14 protein-coding genes and 1 pseudogene are annotated in these 15,639 nt (G+C 70.1%); 8 read left to right on the top strand and 7 right to left on the bottom strand.

The window, feature by feature from the left end:
- The first annotated feature begins 129 nt into the window (after positions 1–129).
- From OO68_RS28780 to OO68_RS47830, 3 genes and pseudogenes are all read left to right on the top strand, one after another.
- Complete coding sequence (locus OO68_RS28780) at positions 130–1,902, top strand: outer membrane protein assembly factor BamB family protein (RefSeq protein WP_033312090.1); 1,773 nt, start codon at positions 130–132, stop codon at positions 1,900–1,902.
- Positions 1,903–1,972: 70 nt separating this feature from the next.
- Positions 1,973–3,865 (top strand): outer membrane protein assembly factor BamB family protein, encoded by a 1,893-nt coding sequence (locus OO68_RS28775; RefSeq protein WP_033312089.1) that lies wholly within the window; start codon positions 1,973–1,975, stop codon positions 3,863–3,865.
- Between the two features lie 226 nt (positions 3,866–4,091).
- A pseudogene (locus tag OO68_RS47830) lies at positions 4,092–4,658 on the top strand (response regulator); the annotation flags it as partial.
- 210 nt (positions 4,659–4,868) lie between these two features.
- On the opposite strand, the gene OO68_RS28770 reads toward OO68_RS47830, so the two are convergent.
- Together OO68_RS28770 and OO68_RS28765 are read right to left on the bottom strand one after the other, a co-directional pair.
- Complete coding sequence (locus tag OO68_RS28770; protein ID WP_033312088.1) at positions 4,869–5,186, bottom strand: hypothetical protein; 318 nt, start codon at positions 5,184–5,186, stop codon at positions 4,869–4,871.
- An 18-nt stretch (positions 5,187–5,204) separates the two neighbouring features.
- A complete protein-coding gene (locus tag OO68_RS28765; protein ID WP_033312087.1) occupies positions 5,205–6,884 on the bottom strand; it encodes a sodium:solute symporter family protein in 1,680 nt (559 codons plus the stop codon).
- 164 nt (positions 6,885–7,048) lie between these two features.
- On the opposite strand from OO68_RS28765, the gene galT reads away from it, so the two are divergent.
- From galT to galK, 3 genes are read left to right on the top strand one after another with little or no spacing between them, the layout of a single operon-like run.
- Positions 7,049–8,110 (top strand): galactose-1-phosphate uridylyltransferase, encoded by a 1,062-nt coding sequence (galT, locus tag OO68_RS28760; RefSeq protein WP_033312086.1) that lies wholly within the window; start codon positions 7,049–7,051, stop codon positions 8,108–8,110.
- Positions 8,107–9,069 (top strand): UDP-glucose 4-epimerase GalE, encoded by a 963-nt coding sequence (gene galE / locus OO68_RS28755; RefSeq protein WP_033312085.1) that lies wholly within the window; start codon positions 8,107–8,109, stop codon positions 9,067–9,069. The genes galT and galE overlap by 4 nt, the downstream gene beginning before the upstream one ends.
- Before the next feature lie 26 nt (positions 9,070–9,095).
- Positions 9,096–10,259, top strand: a complete 1,164-nt coding sequence (gene galK, locus OO68_RS28750; protein ID WP_033312084.1) for a galactokinase — start codon at positions 9,096–9,098, stop codon at positions 10,257–10,259.
- Positions 10,260–10,288: 29 nt separating this feature from the next.
- Here galK and OO68_RS28745 read toward each other — a convergent pair whose 3' ends face one another.
- Together OO68_RS28745 and OO68_RS28740 are read right to left on the bottom strand one after the other, a co-directional pair.
- Positions 10,289–10,609 (bottom strand): hypothetical protein, encoded by a 321-nt coding sequence (locus OO68_RS28745; protein ID WP_245237199.1) that lies wholly within the window; start codon positions 10,607–10,609, stop codon positions 10,289–10,291.
- A 64-nt stretch (positions 10,610–10,673) separates the two neighbouring features.
- Positions 10,674–11,132 carry a GNAT family N-acetyltransferase gene (locus OO68_RS28740; protein WP_209442626.1) on the bottom strand — a complete coding sequence of 153 codons (459 nt, stop codon included), beginning with the start codon at positions 11,130–11,132 and terminating at the stop codon, positions 10,674–10,676.
- A 307-nt stretch (positions 11,133–11,439) separates the two neighbouring features.
- Here OO68_RS28740 and OO68_RS28735 point away from each other — a divergent pair, with 307 nt between their 5' ends.
- Positions 11,440–12,207, top strand: coding sequence for a LuxR C-terminal-related transcriptional regulator (locus OO68_RS28735; RefSeq protein ID WP_033312082.1), 768 nt, complete (start codon positions 11,440–11,442; stop codon positions 12,205–12,207).
- Here OO68_RS28735 and tamR read toward each other — a convergent pair.
- Positions 12,166–12,663 carry a MarR family transcriptional regulator TamR gene (gene tamR, locus OO68_RS28730; protein ID WP_004000571.1) on the bottom strand — a complete coding sequence of 166 codons (498 nt, stop codon included), beginning with the start codon at positions 12,661–12,663 and terminating at the stop codon, positions 12,166–12,168. The genes OO68_RS28735 and tamR overlap by 42 nt on opposite strands.
- A 127-nt stretch (positions 12,664–12,790) precedes the next feature.
- Between tamR and OO68_RS28725 the strand changes: the two genes are divergently transcribed.
- The gene (locus OO68_RS28725) at positions 12,791–13,621 is read left to right on the top strand and encodes a trans-aconitate 2-methyltransferase (RefSeq protein WP_033312081.1); all 831 of its coding nucleotides are present in this window, start codon (positions 12,791–12,793) and stop codon (positions 13,619–13,621) included.
- A 54-nt stretch (positions 13,622–13,675) separates the two neighbouring features.
- Here the strand turns inward: OO68_RS28725 and OO68_RS28720 are convergent, their stop codons facing one another.
- Both OO68_RS28720 and OO68_RS28715 read right to left on the bottom strand, forming a co-directional pair.
- The gene (locus OO68_RS28720) at positions 13,676–14,353 is read right to left on the bottom strand and encodes a TetR/AcrR family transcriptional regulator (RefSeq protein ID WP_033312080.1); all 678 of its coding nucleotides are present in this window, start codon (positions 14,351–14,353) and stop codon (positions 13,676–13,678) included.
- On the bottom strand, positions 14,350–15,363 hold the full coding sequence (locus OO68_RS28715; protein WP_033312079.1) for an acyl-CoA desaturase: 1,014 nt from the start codon (positions 15,361–15,363) through the stop codon (positions 14,350–14,352). The genes OO68_RS28720 and OO68_RS28715 overlap by 4 nt, the downstream gene beginning before the upstream one ends.
- Between the last annotated feature and the right edge of the window lie 276 nt (positions 15,364–15,639).

Raw genomic sequence — 15,639 nt, 5'->3', positions numbered from 1 at the left:
GATCGGCCCGCTGCGCTGTCGGAACCTGGTGATAGAAAGAGGCGTCTTAGAACTTTATGAAGCGACTCTGAGCCCATCGCGTACCTCAGGGCGTGGCTAAAAATCAGTGATCGAACGGGGGAGCCGCTGATGACTCAGCCGCCCAGTCAGCCACCGCACGGTGGCTTCGGAGCACCGCAGAACCAGCCGCCCCAGGGCGGTGGTTACGGGGCACCGCAGACCCCGCCGCCGCCCCAGGGCCCGCCCCAGACGCCGCCGCCCCCGCAGGGCCCGCCGCAGCCGGGGTACGGCTACCCGCAGCAGCCTCCGCAGCAGCCCGGTCCGTACGGGCAGCCGCAGCAGCCGGGGCCGTACAGCCCCGGCCCCTACGGCCAGCCGCAGCAGCCGGGCCCGTACGGCCAGCCCGGGTACGGCTACCCGCCGCAGCCGCAGTACCCCGGCGGGCCCGGCACCCCGCCCGGGGGCGGCTCGAACAACCCCTTCAAGGGCAAGCCCGCCATGATCATCGGCGCCGCGGTCGCCGCGCTGCTCGTGGTCGGCGGCACCGTGTGGGCCGTCACGAGCGGCGACGACGGCAAGGGCAAGAAGAAGCCCGTCGCCCAGAAGACCGACGACGCCAAGCCCGGCTCCTCCGCCCCGGTCAACCCCGGTGACGGCAGCGGCGACGGCGGCGAGGACCCGGAGAACCTCAACGAGGGCCGCCAGGCCGGCGAGGCCAAGGTCCTCTGGTACAAGGAGGCGCCCGACGCGCCCGGCTCCGGCGCCGACGCCGACGGCATGTGGATCACCGGCAAGACGGCGGTGAAGGCCGCGTACAAGCAGCTCTTCGCCTACAACGTCGGTGACGGCAAACCCTCCTGGGACGCGATCACCTTCCCGCAGAAGATCTGCGCGACGACCCCGCAGAAGACGTCCGACGACAAGATCGTCGTCGCGTACATGAGCGGCAGCAGCGACCGCGCCAAGTGCAACCAGCTCCAGGAGATCGACCTCGTCACCGGCGAGAAGGGCTGGAAGGAAGAGGTCGCCGACGGCGCCCTGTTCGACTCCACGCTCTCCGTCGAACTCTCCATCACGGGCAAGACGCTGATGGTGGGCCGCTCCCAGTCCGGCACGGCCTACGACGTCACCAACGGCGACAAGCTCTTCGACAAGAAGAAGTACGGCAACGCCTGCTTCCCCGCCGCGTTCGCCGGCGGCGAGAAGCTGATCGCCGTCTCCTCCTGCGGCGCCGGGACCGGCAAGGAGCACGACGAGGTCCAGGAGCTCGACCCCAAGACCGGCAAGGCCAGGTGGACCCAGCCGTTCGACAAGGGGTGGCGGGTCGCGCGCACCTACTCGGTCAGCCCGCTGGTCGTCTACAGCACCAACGAGGACAAGAAGGCCTGGAACATCTCCACCTTCACCTCCGGCGGCAAGTTCCGCTCGCAGGTCGGCTTCGACGAAGACTTCGCCCCCGAGTGCGGCTGGGCCATCCTCGAACGCGACCTCACGGGCTGCGAAGGCGTCGCCGTCGACGACACCACGCTGTACCTGCCGACCGAGGCCACTTCCGGCGCCAACGAGATCGTCGCGGTCAACCTCGCCGACGGCAAGGAGAAGTGGCGCGTGAAGTCCCCGTCCGACGAGTCGATGCTGCCGATCAAGACCGAGGGCGGCAAGCTCATCGCCTATGTGCAGCCGTCGTACGACGCGGGCGGGCAGATCGTCTCCATCCCGACCGGCGGCGGCAGCCACAAGCCGTCCAAGCTGCTGCAGAACCCGCAGGGTGCCGCGGACATCGAGGACAGCTTCTTCTCCAAGGACATCGACTGGGCCGACGGGCGCTTCTACATCTCGACAACCCGGCTGAGCGGAAATGACGACACGAAGGAGAAGTTGATGCTCGCCTACGGCAAGTGACTCTTCCCCTTCCGCATCCTCCTTCCGCACTCCGCCAGTCGTCCGTCCCCTTCCCCGAGGTACCCACGCCATGACCCAGCCGCCGCCCCCGCCGCCCCAGCAGCCCCCGCAGGGGGGCGGCTTCGGGCCGCCCCAGGACCAGCCGCCGCAGACCCCGCCGCCCGCGGCCGGGCCGGACCTCGGCAAGTCCCCGCAGCCGGGGTACGGCTACCCCCAGGCACCCCAAGCGCCGCAGGCACCGCAGACGCCTCCGTCGGCCGCCCCGCAGAACCCGCCCCAGCCTCCGGCGGGTTACGGGTATCCGCAGGGGGCTCCGGCGCCCCAGCCTCCGCAGACCCCGCCCGGTTACGGCTATCCCGGTCAGCAGCCGGGGCCGTACGGGCAGCCGCAGCAGGCGCCTTACGGGCAGCCCGGTTACGGCCAGCCGGGCTTCGGGCAGCCGGGGTACGGGCAGCAGCCCGGCTACGGCTATCCGCAGCAGACCATGCCGCACCCGCCGCAGGCCGGACAGCCGGGCGGCGGCAAGAAGCTCAACGCGCAGATGCTGATCATCGTCGCCGCGGTCGTGGCGATCGCCCTGATCATCGGCGGCGGTGTCTGGTACGCCTCGTCCGGCAAGGACGACGGCAAGAAGGACGACACCGCTTCCTCCAGCGGCGGCACCGGCGGCACGGACGACGGCAACGGCGGCACCGCCTCCGGCAAGGAGAAGGCGCCCTCCGACCCCAGCGCCAAGGTCCTCTTCCAGGTCCCGGCGCCCGAGGTGAAGAACGACAGCACGGTCGTCGTCTCCGGCTCGTGGCTCACCGACAAGGCGTACGTCAAGAGCGGCATCGCCCGGATCGTCGGCTACGACCGCGACAAGGGCGGCGAGCTGTGGAAGATCCCGCTGGCCGGCCCGGTCTGCCAGGCCAGCCGCCACGTCACGGACGACAACCTCACGGCGGTCCTCTACCAGCCGGCGATGCCCACCAAGGCCGACCCCTCGCACGGGTGCAGCCAGATCGCCCTCATCGACCTCGACGCCGGCAAGCGGCTGTGGACCAAGACGGTCAAGACCGGTGACCAGCTGATCAACTTCGACAACATCACCCTCAGCGGGAAGACCGTCGCCGTCGGCAGCACCAGCGGCGGCGCCGCCTTCGACGTCTCCGGCAAGCTCCTGTGGAGCCCGAAGCCGGCCGACTCCTGCTACGACGCCGGGTACGGCGGCGGCGACAAGCTGGTCGCGGTGCGCAAGTGCGGCTCCTACGACCAGCGACAGCTGCACATCCAGACCATCGACCCGAAGTCCGGGAAGGTGATCTCGGAGTACAAGATGACCGAGGGCATCGAGTACGCCAGCATCGTGTCGACCAACCCGCTGGTCGTGGCCGCCGACGTCGGCGACTCCGCGGGCGACGGCAGCGGCATCTCCGACTTCTTCTCCATCGACGGCAAGACCGGCAAGCTGCGCACGCGCATCTCCGCGCCGGGCGAGCAGTTCGCGGCCCGCTGCGAGGGCATCACCCGGGTCGAGGCCTGCAACCTGCTGGCCGTCGGCAACGACCGGCTGTACCTGCCGACCGAGGAGCACGACGGCACCGGCAAGTACAGCCAGACCAACGAGATCGTCGCCTTCGACCTCGCCACCGGCAAGCAGACCGGGCAGCGGGCCGACGCGGGCGACGGCTACACGATCTCGCCGCTGCGCATGGACGGCGGCAACCTGATCGCGTACAAGCGCCCCCCGTACGACAAGGGCGGACAGGTCGTGAGCATCTCCGGCACCGGCTTCAAGGAGACGACGCTGCTGCAGAACCCCGCGACGGACGCCGTGCGAGACGTGGAGACCAGCATGTCTCCGGAGTACTCCGAGTTCCTGTACGCCGACGGGCACCTCTTCATGTCCAAGGTGTACGCGAGCAAGCGGTCGACGGTGCGGGACAAGGAGTACCTGGCGGTCGGCTTCGGAACGAGCTGATCGTCTGGTGACCGGCTGATGTCCGCTTCGGTCCCGTCCCTGTTCAGGGGCGGGACCGTTCGCGTTTGGCGCGGTCAACCTGGAATGAGAGGAATTTCGGCGATCCGGGGCGATTCTCGCGGGTAGGGGGAGCGCAACGTCGAACAAGCGTGTAGCTTCCGGGGGCATGAAGGCGGGGGAGCCGGGGGGCTTCCATGGGGGGCTGGGGTGACTGGGGGGTTGCTCGATGGGAGTGCGGCTCATGGTGGTCGACGACCACCGATTGCTGGCCGAGGCGCTGGCTTCGGCGCTGAAGCTGCGGGGGCACCGGGTGCTCGCCGCGGCGGCGCCGGCCGCGGGGGCGGCGGAGCTGGTGATCACGCGGGCGCCGGAGGTGTGCCTGCTGGGGACGGCGGCGCCGGCGGAGCCGGGGATCTTCGACCCGGTGGTGCGGATCAAGCGGGAGCGGCCGCAGGTCGCTGTGCTGGTGCTGGGCCCGGTGCCGAGCCCGCGGGGCATCGCGGCGGCGTTCGCGGCGGGGGCCTCCGGCTACGTCCGGCACGATGAGCGGATAGAGGGTGTCGAGCGGGCGATCATGAAGGCGCGGGCGGGGGAGGCGGCGGTGGCGCCGCAGCTGCTCCAGGGAGCGTTCAGCGAGTTGCTCAACCCGGCGGCCCAACCGGACGACGAGGGCCAGCGGTTGCTGTCCATGCTCACGCCGAGGGAGGTCGAGGTCCTGGTCCGTGTCGCGGACGGCGAGGACACCCGCCTGATCGCGGCGGGCATGGGCATCGCCCCCTCGACGGCGCGTACCGTTGACGCGCCAACCGCTGCGGGCGGACACCCCCCGACACGTCCCCTGCTCGCCGTACGCGGGTGCGGGTCCGCGCCGCCTGCGGGCATGCGTGCCGCTGGGGGCGGCACGGGTGGGCGCTGGGGGTACCCCCTGCTCGAAGAGCTTGGGGGAGGCACCCCGCTTCGCCGGGCTGCGGACCCACCCGCCCTCAGCACCGTCGCGGCCGGGTCACTCCACCCGCTCGTCGTCCTCCGGCTCAACCCCCGGAGGGGCCGGGGCCGCGGGCCTCAGCTTCAGCCACGCCAGGAAGAACAGGCCCAGCAGCAGCATCCCCAACCCGGTCCACAGGTTGATGTTGACGCCTTCGGCCTTGTCGAGGTCGGCGTCGGACGCCGTGAACCCGGCGATCGTGACGATGACGCCGTAGACCACGAACAGTCCGCCGATGATCCGCCGGATGTCGAACAGCCTCGCGGCGGTCGCCGACTTGCCCTCCAGGTCGGTGACTTCGCGCTGCACATCCCTGTCGGAGTAGTGCTCGGACATCTGTCAATCCTCCCTCGGTCAGAACGAGAACGGGATGTAGCAGGCCGCGGCCAGGACGACCGCACCCCATCCCAGCAGCGCCGGCTTGCGATACCACGCCTCGTCCCCGGGCGCCGGCGGCTCCGCCATGCCGGGCGAGGTCGTGCCGTACACCAGCCCCTGCAACTCCTCCGCCGGCTTCGGCGCGGTGAACAGCGACACCGCAACCATCACCACCGCGCCCGCGACGAACCCGGCGATCGCGGAGACGAAGTTGGCCCCCTGGTCGGAGGGGATGTCGATGATGTCCTGCTTGTAGAGGACGAAGTAGTTGACCATCGCCGCAGTGGTGCCCGCGAGCAGTCCCCAGAAGCCGGACTTCATCGACGCCCGCTTCCAGAACATGCCGATGATGAAGACGACGAACATCGGCACGTTGAAGAAGGAGAACAGCGTCTGGAGGTACGCCATGATGTTCGAGAACGACCGTGCGAGGAACGCCGTGCCGATGGAGGCCAGGACACCGATCGCCGTGATGAGCCGGCCGAAGCGCACGTAGTACTCGTCCTCGCGGCCCCTGACGACGTACTTCGCCCAGATGTCCGTCGTGAACACGGTGTTGAAGGACGACACGTTCGCCGCCATGCCCGCCATGAACGCCGCGAGCAGGCCGGTGACGGCGATGCCCAGCACACCGTTCGGCAGCAGCTGCTCCATCAGGTAGGGGATGGCGTCGTTGTACTGGAGGTCGGAGTCGGGCGTGCCGATCTTCGGGACCAGGACCGCGGCGACCAGACCCGGGATCATCACCAGGAACACGATGAAGATCTTCGGGAACGCGGCGATCAGCGGGGTGCGCTGGGCCGCCGAGAGGTTCTTCGCGGACAGCGCGCGCTGCACCTCGGCGAAGTTCGTCGTCCAGTAGCCGAAGGAGAGGACGAACCCGAGGCCCAGCACGATCGTCAGCCAGTTCGCGCCCAGCGGGTTGTCGCTGCCGATGCCCGTGCCGCCCCAGGACGTCATGAAGTCGGCACCGCGGCTCTCGGTGAGGGAGTCGGACAGGCCGTCCCAGCCGCCGACCTTCTTCAGGCCGAGGACGGAGATGGGGATGAGCGCCGCCAGGATGACGAAGAACTGGAGGACCTCGTTGTAGATGGCCGAGGACAGGCCGCCGAGGGTGATGTAGGCGAGGACGAAGAAGCCGGCGACCACGATCGCCACCCACTCCGGCCAGCCAAGCAGCGCCTCGACGACGATGGCCAGGGCGTAGAGGTTGACGCCGGCGATGAGGATCGCGGCGAAGGCGAAGAGGACCGAGCTGAGCAGGTGCGCCGCCCTGTCGAAGCGCAGCAGCAGGAACTCGGGGACCGAGCGCACCTTGGAGCCGTAGTAGAAGGGCATCATCACCAGGCCGAGGAAGACCATGGCCGGGATGGCGCCGATCCAGTACCAGTGCGTGGTGTAGACGCCGTACTGGGCGCTGTTGGCGGCCATGCCGAGGATCTCGGTGGCCCCGAGGTTGGCCGCGATGAACGCGAGACCGGTGACCCAGGCGGGCAGGGAACGGCCGGAAAGGAAGAAGTCGAGGCTGGTCTTCACCGAGCGGCGGGCGGCGAAGCCGATGCCGAGGACGACGACGAAGTAGATGCCGAGGATCGTGTAGTCGAGCCAGTTCGTGGGGAGTCGCAGCTCGGCTGACAGGTAGGTGGGGGTTTGCATGAGCCCTCGCTTTGTCGCGGGAACTGACACCTCGCGGAATCCACTTCTCCGCATTCAGTCATTGAACACGCCCGCTGATGTTCTTTGTTTGATTGTGATGTTGACGATTGTGGTGAGTTGTGTTTTGATATGTTGGGTTCTGTTTGAAGGACAAGGAGTCCGGCGTGAAGAAGACCTCGACCCGGCTGGCCGACGGTCGCGAGCTCATCTACTACGACCTGCGTGACGACAGCGTGCGCGACGCCGCCGACCGACGCCCGCTGGACCGCACCGTCACCACGTCGGAGATCCGCCGCGACCCCCTCCTCGGCGACGCCGTCGCCATCGCCTCGCACCGCCAGGGCCGCACCTACCACCCCCCGGCCGACGAGTGCCCCCTGTGCCCCTCCGAGGGCGATCGCCTGAGCGAGATCCCGGACTCGTCGTACGACGTCGTCGTCTTCGAGAACCGCTTCCCCTCGCTCGCCGGCGACTCGGGCCGCTGCGAGGTCGTCTGCTTCACCTCCGACCACAACGCGTCCTTCGCCGACCTCACCGAGCAGCAGGCCGGGCTGGTCCTGGAGGCATGGACGGACCGCACCTCGGAGCTGTCCCATCTCCCCGCCGTCGAGCAGGTGTTCTGCTTCGAGAACCGGGGCGCCGAGATCGGCGTCACCCTCGGCCACCCGCACGGCCAGATCTACGCCTACCCCTTCACCACCCCCCGCACGGCCCTGATGCTCCGCTCGGCCGCGACGCACAAGGAGATGACCGGCGGGGAGAACCTCTTCGACGCCGTCCTGGAGCGTGAACTCGCCGGTGAGCGCGTCGTCCTGGAGGGTGAACACTGGGTCGCCTTCGTGCCGTACGCCGCGCACTGGCCGTACGAGGTCCACCTGTACCCCAAGCGCCGTGTGCCCGACCTGCTCGGGCTGGACGAGGGCGCGCGCACAGAGTTCCCCAAGGTCTATCTGGAACTCTTGAGGCGCTTCGACCGGATCTTCGGTGAGAACGAGCCTCCGACGCCGTACATCGCGGCCTGGCACCAGGCCCCGTTCGGCGCGCTGGAGGAGTTCGACGGTGTCGTGCGGGAGGACTTCGCGCTCCACCTCGAGCTTTTCACCATCCGCCGCACTTCCGGCAAGCTGAAGTTCCTCGCGGGTTCCGAGTCCGGCATGAACGTGTTCATCAACGACGTGCCGCCGGAGCGCGCGGCCGAGCGACTTCGAGAGGTAGCGAGTTCATGAGCGGGAAGTACCTGGTGACAGGCGGCGCGGGATACGTCGGCAGCGTGGTCGCGCAGCATCTCCTGGAGGCCGGTCACGAGGTCGTCGTCCTCGACAACCTTTCCACGGGCTTCCGCGAGGGCGTTCCCGCGGGTGCGACGTTCGTCGAGGGCGACATCCGCGACGCCGCCAAATGGCTGGACTTCTCCTTCGACGGCGTCCTCCACTTCGCCGCCTCCTCCCAGGTCGGCGAATCGGTCGTGAAGCCGGAGAAGTACTGGGACAACAACGTCGGCGGCACCATGGCCCTGCTGGCCGCGATGCGTGAGGCGGGCGTCCGCAAGCTCGTCTTCTCCTCGACCGCGGCGACGTACGGCGAGCCGGAGCAGGTCCCCATCGTCGAGTCGGCGCCCACGTCCCCGACCAACCCCTACGGCGCCTCCAAGCTCGCGGTCGACCACATGATCACGGGCGAGGCAGCGGCGCACGGCCTGGGCGCGGTCTCCCTGCGCTACTTCAACGTCGCGGGCGCCTACGGCGCGTACGGCGAGCGCCACGACCCCGAGTCCCACCTGATCCCGCTGGTCCTCCAGGTCGCGCAGGGCAGGCGCGAGGCGATCTCCGTCTTCGGCGACGACTACGCGACGCCGGACGGCACCTGCGTGCGCGACTACATCCACGTCGCGGACCTGGCCGAGGCCCACCTGCTGGCCCTGACGGCCGCCGCCCCCGGAGAGCACCTGATCTGCAACCTCGGCAACGGCAACGGCTTCTCGGTCCGCGAGGTCATCGAAACGGTCCGCACGGTCACCGGCCACCCCATCCCGGAGGTGGTCGCCCCGCGCCGGGGCGGTGACCCGGCGGTCCTGGTGGCCTCGGCCGCCACGGCCCGCGAGAAGCTGGGCTGGAACCCGTCCCGCGCGGACCTCGCGGGAATCGTCGCGGACGCGTGGGACTTCGCGCAGCGGCGCGGCAACTGAAACGTACGGAAGGTCAGGGGTCAGGCATGAGCGAGGCTGTGGCGGAGACGGTCGCCGCACGGTTCGGCGAGCTGTACGGGGCCGAGCCGGAGGGTGTGTGGGCGGCGCCGGGCCGCGTCAACCTCATCGGCGAGCACACGGACTACAACGACGGCTTCGTCATGCCGTTCGCCCTGCCGCACACGGCGGTGGCGGCGGTGGCACGCCGTGCGGACGGCGTGCTGCGCCTGCACTCGCAGGACGTGGAGGGAGGAGTGACCGAACTCCGCCTCGACGAGCTGTCCCCCGAGTCGGACAAGAACTGGACGGCGTACCCGGCGGGCGTGGTCTGGGCCCTGCGCGAGGCCGGCCACGCCGTCACGGGCGCGGACATCCACCTCGCCTCCACGGTCCCCTCGGGCGCGGGCCTGTCGTCGTCGGCGGCCCTGGAGGTCGTCGTCGCCCTGGCCCTGAACGACCTGTTCTCCCTCGGCCTGCGCGGCTGGCAGCTGGCCCGCCTGTGCCAGCGCGCGGAGAACGTCTACGTCGGCGCCCCCGTCGGCATCATGGACCAGACGGCGTCGGCCTGCTGCGAGGCCGGCCACGCCCTGTTCCTCGACACGCGTGACCTCTCCCAGAAGCAGATCCCCTTCGACCTGGCGGCCGAGGGCATGCGCCTCCTGGTCGTCGACACCCAGGTCAAGCACTCCCACAGCGAGGGCGAGTACGGCAAGCGCCGGGCCGGCTGCGAGAAGGGCGCGGACCTGCTGGGCGTCAACGCGCTCCGGGACGTCCCCTTCGCCGGCCTGGACGCGGCGCTGGCCCGCCTGGGCGACGAGGAGGAGGTCCGCCGCCTGGTCCGCCACATCGTCACGGAGAACGAACGCGTCGAACGGGTCGTCTCCCTCCTGGAGGCGGGCGAGACCCGCGCGATCGGGCCGGTCCTCGTCGAGGGCCACGCCTCCCTCCGCGACGACTTCCGCATCTCCTGCCCGGAACTGGACCTGGTCGTCGACACGGCCCTGGCCTCCGGCGCCCTGGGCTCGCGCATGACGGGCGGCGGCTTCGGCGGCTCGGCGATCATCCTCGCGGAGGAGCCGGACGTCGACGCCATCACCAAGGCGGTGACCGAGGCGTTCGCGGCGGCGGGCTTCACGACGCCGCGCGTCTTCGAAGCGGTCCCGTCGGCGGGAGCCCGCCGCCTTAGCTGACGACCCCGATTCGAAGCGGCGCCCTCGCCCTACGAGGGCGCCGCGGTCGGCTTCGCCGTCGTCGTCGCCCACAGCCCGGTGCCGGGCAGACTTGCCGTGACGGAGACGGGCTTGAGGGCGCCCTTGTCCAGCCAGACCCAGGTGGGCGCGTTCACCGTCGACCGGGCGTTCGGTGCCAGGGAGACTCTGGTCGGCGGCACGACGGTGCGCTGGTGAGCGAGCCCGGCGAGGGTCTCGGTGTCGATGGCCTGGGGGACGCCGGGGTTCTCACCGTTGTCGACGCAGAAGGGGTCGCGCGTACAGGCGTTGGCCGCCGGGTCGTCCTTCATCTCGGGGTTCTTGACGGCCACCCACCACACGATCCTTGAGGTCTGCTGTGGCGCGGCGCGTCAGCGAGGGCTTGTGCCCGGCAGATCAGGCGAGCCTCTTCGTCAACGCATACTCCGTGATCCCCGGCGGATAGTCCGGGATCACGCTCACCACCTCGTACCCCTGCTTCTCGTAGAACCGCGGCGCCTGGAAGTCCCAGGTTTCCAGGCGGGCCGCGCGGCAGCCGCGGGACGTCGTCGCGATGTGTTCCGCCTGCGCGAGCAACTGAGCGCCGAGGCCCCTGCCGCGGTGGCGTTCGTCGACCCAGAGGTACGTCACGTGCAGCCAGGTCGCCCAGGTGTGGCCGACCAGGCCGCCGGCGAGGTCGTCGTCGCCGTCGTTCACAGCCCACACATGCAAGGGGGCGTCCCTTTCGTCCGGAGTCCCGCGCAGGGCGCGCAGGACCGGAGAGGCGGCTGTGTTCGTGTCCCGCAGGCGTGTGCGGAGCAGATCACGTCGGGCCTTGTCGACTTCTGTCTCAAGACGGAACATGCGGCACACCATAAACGCGTCGGACAGTCAGTTCTGCAAATAACCTTCCGCTCCGGGCCCCCGTCCGTACCCTGATGAACAGCACCGGTGGGGGCCGGTGCCGATCAGGGGGCGAGACAGCCGGGTACGACGCCCGGGGTGGGGGTAGCGGTTACTGCACGGCGGCGGCCGTGCGGCTGCGGCGACCCGAACAGGCTGCTGCGGCAACGACGGACGGTCGGCGCGGCGGTTGCGGACACTCCGGCGTCGTACCCGCGCGGTGTCATCCTCCGGTGATGGGGTAGCCCCTGCTCTTCGGGAGCTCGGGGAAGGGGGTTTCGTGGTTCGCATCCGAGTCCTGGTCGTCGACGACCATCGCATCTTCGCGGAGTCACTCGCGGCGGCTCTGGCCGCCGAGCCCGATGTCGACGTCTCGGCGGCCGGCAGCGGTCCGGCCGCGCTGCGCAGCCTGGAGCGCGCGGTCGCCGAGGGACGGCGGTTCGACGTGCTGCTCGTGGACGCCGATCTGGGCGGCAAGGTGCCGGGCGCCCGCCCGGCCGTACCCGTGCAGGAGGGCAACGAGGACGGGCTCGTCGACGGGATCTCCCTCGTCACGGGCGTGCGCTCGGCGCAGCCGAACGTACGGATCGTCGTGCTCGCGGAGAAGGACGATCCGCGGCGGGCCGCGCTCGCCCTGCAGGCCGGCGCCTCGGGATGGGTCGCCAAGGACTGTTCCCTGTCCCGGCTGCTCACCGTCATCCGCGGGGTGCTGCGGGAGGAGACGCATCTGCCTCCCGCCCTGCTGACGGGTGTGCTGCGGGAGCTCACCGCCGCGCGCAAGCACCGCACCGAGAGCGAGCGGCTCGTCGAGTCCCTCACTCCGCGTGAGCGGGAAGTGCTGCGGTGCATGGTGGCGGGGCTGGGGCGCAAGGCCGTCGCCGAGCGCCTGTACCTGTCGCCGCACACCGTGCGCACCCACATGCAGAACGTCCTCGGCAAGCTCGGCGTGCATTCCACCCTCGCCGCCGTCGCCCTGGCGCGGCGGGCCGGGGTCGGGCCCGTGGACCTAGCCGGGGATGTTGTCGAACGGGGCGGTCAGCTGGCGTAGCAGCCCCGCCAGTTCGCCGCGCTGGGCTCGGGACAGCTCCGCGAGGATCGCGCGCTCCTGGTCCAGCAGACCCGCCAGGGCCTGGTCCGCGCGGTCCCGGCCCTCGTCCGTCAGCCGGACCAGGACGCCCCGGCGGTCACTGGGGTCGGGGAGCCGCTCCACCAGGCCCTTCTTGGCCAGGCGGTCGATGCGGTTCGTCATCGTGCCCGAGGTGACCAGGGTCTGGGTGAGGAGCTGTCCCGGCGAGAGCTGGTACGGCGTGCCCGCACGGCGCAGCGCCGTCAGGACGTCGAACTCCCACGGCTCCAGGTTGTGCTCGGAGAACGCCAGCCGCCGGGCCCGGTCCAGATGCCGGGCCAGTCGGCTCACACGGCTGAGTACCTCGAGCGGTTCCACGTCGAGGTCCGGGCGCTCCCGGCGCCACGCTGCGACCAGCCGATCGACCTCGTCCTCCATGACGATCAGTGTAGTGGTTGTGTCGACGTAGAGTCTCTTGATGTCTAGTTTCTTGACATCGAGATAGATGCTCGATCACGCTGGGTGTGCGTCCCGTACGGTCACCACCAGGACACCAGGAGGACCCATGCCCGCAGCCGCCCCCACCTGGGACCCCGGCCAGTACCTCCGGCACGCCGGCCACCGCGCTCGCCCCTTCGCCGACCTCCTCGCCCGCCTCCCCGACCCGCCGGCGCAGCCGCCCGCAGGCCGTCCCCGCATCGCCGACCTCGGCTGCGGCCCCGGCAACGTCACCGCGCTGCTCGCCGCCCGTTGGCCCACCGCCCTGATCACCGGCTACGACAACTCGCCCGAGATGCTCGACAAGGCCCACGTCGACCACGAGGGGCCGACCCCGGGCGGCGGGCGTCTCGACTTCGGCCACGCCGACGTACGGACGTGGGCGCCAAAGGAGCCGTTCGACCTGATCGTCAGCAACGCCACGCTCCAGTGGGTGCCCGGGCACGCCGAACGGTTCGCCGACTGGACGGCCGGTCTGAAACCCGGCGGCACCCTTGCCTTCCAGGTGCCGGGAAACTTCGACGCCCCCAGCCACCGGCTCATGCGCGACATCGCCGCCCTGCCGCGCTGGCGCGACCGGCTCGACGGCGTCCTGCGCCACGCCGACGCCGTCCTCGATCCCGAGGCCTACCTGGAGCGGCTGACGTCCCTCGGCTGCGCGGCCGACGTGTGGGAGACGACGTACATCCACCTGCTCCAGGGCGAGGACCCGGTGCTCGACTGGGTGAAGGGGACCGGCCTGCGGCCCGTGCTGACCGCCCTCGCCGACGAGCCCGAGGCGCGGGAGGACTTCGTCGCCGAGTACCGGGCGGCCCTGCGCGAGGCGTATCCGGCCGGCCCGCACGGCACGCCGTTCCCGTTCCGCCGGGTCTTCGCCGTCGCCCGGAAGCCGGGCTGACGACCACCACCCCCGCTCGCGTCGGCGGGGGAGGTGCGACAACGCCAGGGAGGGTCAGGCCTTGCGGCGCCCTATCAGGTGCGGCTTGGCCTCTATCCCGTCCAGGCCGTGCCAGGCCAGGTTCACCAGATGCGCGGCCACCTCGGCCTTCTTCGGCCTGCGCACGTCCAGCCACCACTGGCCGGTCAGCGCGACCATGCCGACCAGCGCCTGGGCGTACAGCGGCGCCAGCTTCGGGTCGAAGCCGCGGCTCTTGAACTCGCGGCCCAGGATGTCCTCCACCTGGGTGGCGATGTCCGAGATCAGCGAGGCGAAGGTACCCGTCGACTGGGGGATGGGGGAGTCGCGGACGAGGATGCGGAACCCGTCCGTGTACTCCTCGATGTAGTCCAGCAGGGCGAACGCCGCCTGTTCGCACAGTTCGCGAGGGTGACCGGCCGTGAGCGAACTGGTCACCATGTCCAGCAGACGCCGCATCTCACGGTCCACGACGACCGCGTACAGCCCTTCCTTGCCGCCGAAGTGCTCGTACACCACCGGCTTCGAGACGCCGGCCTTCGCCGCGATCTCCTCCACCGACGTGCCCTCGAAGCCCTTCGCCGCGAAGAGCGTGCGACCGATCTCCAGCAGTTGCTGACGGCGCTCGGCACCGGTCATCCGGGTGCGACGCGCTCGCCGCGGCTTGTCGTTGCCTGGGGTGCTGCTCGAGTCGGTCGCCACAGCGACCATCATGCCGCCTCGACGGGCTCCTTCCCGCTCGGGGAGCCGCCTTCCCCGGTGTTACGGCGCGAATCGATACGGGAGCGTGACGGCCAGCGCACGTCGTACGCCCAGCCCGCCATCTCGAACCAGCGGATCAGCCGGGCGGACGAATCCAGCTGGCCGCGCATCACGCCGTGCCGCGCCGAGGTCGGGTCGGCGTGGTGCAGGTTGTGCCAGGACTCACCGCAGGACAGGACCGCCAGCCACCACACGTTGCCCGAACGGTCGCGCGACTTGAAGGGCCGCTTGCCCACCGCGTGGCAGATCGAGTTGATCGACCAGGTCACGTGGTGCAGCAGGGCCACCCGGACGAGCGAACCCCAGAAGAAGCCGGTGAACGCGCCCCACCAGGACATCATGACCAGACCGCCGATCAGCGGCGGCAGCGCCAGCGACACCACCGTCCACAGCACGAACTGGCGGGAGATGTTCCGGAGCGTCTTGTCCTTGATCAGGTCCGGGGCGTACTTCTCCTGCGACGTCTGCTCCTCGTCGAACATCCATCCGATGTGCGCCCACCACAGGCCCTTCATCAGCGCCGGAAGGGTCTCCCCGAACCGCCACGGCGAATGCGGGTCACCCTCCGCGTCGGAGAACTTGTGATGCTTGCGGTGATCGGCCACCCAGCGCACCAGCGGACCCTCGACCGCCATCGACCCCGCGATCGCCAGCGCGATCTTCAGCGGCCGCTTGGCCTTGAAGGACCCGTGGGTGAAGTGACGGTGGAAACCGATCGTGATGCCGTGGCACCCCAGGTAATAGAAGAAGACCAGCAGACCGAGGTCCAGCCAGCTCACCCCCCAGCCCCACGCCAGCGGAACCGCCGCCAGCAGCGCGACGAACGGGACGGTGATGAAGAGGAGCAGGGCGATCTGCTCGATGGACCGCTTCTTCTCGCCGCCCAGCGTGGCGGATGCGGCGTCGGTGGCCTGACCGGGCACCTCTGGGGCGGTGTCGATCACGTCGGAGCTACTGGTCATACGCGTCCCCTGGGGGGTATGTGAACGGAGAGGGAGTGGCCGGGGCACGGCAGCCGTGACGTGCTTCCTACGGTTCCGTAACCTACGGCATCGTAAGTATGGCAGTGCGTCGCCCGGCGGCAAGAGCCCGCGAGCCTGCGCGTCCCGGCCGACACCTATCCTGGAGTCGGTCGGACAGCGCGGTCCGCTCTGATTTCCTCCCGGATGTCCGATCCACATGCGGCGCCCCGCCGCGCGAGACGGCGTCCGGGTTCCCCTCCCAGACGAGCTTCAACA

Origin of the sequence: Streptomyces iakyrus, from assembly GCF_000717055.1 — a bacterium.
GTDB lineage: Bacteria > Actinomycetota > Actinomycetes > Streptomycetales > Streptomycetaceae > Streptomyces > Streptomyces iakyrus.
The sequence above is the reverse complement of the archived record's forward strand: the minus strand, read 5'-3'. Positions and strand labels throughout refer to the sequence as shown.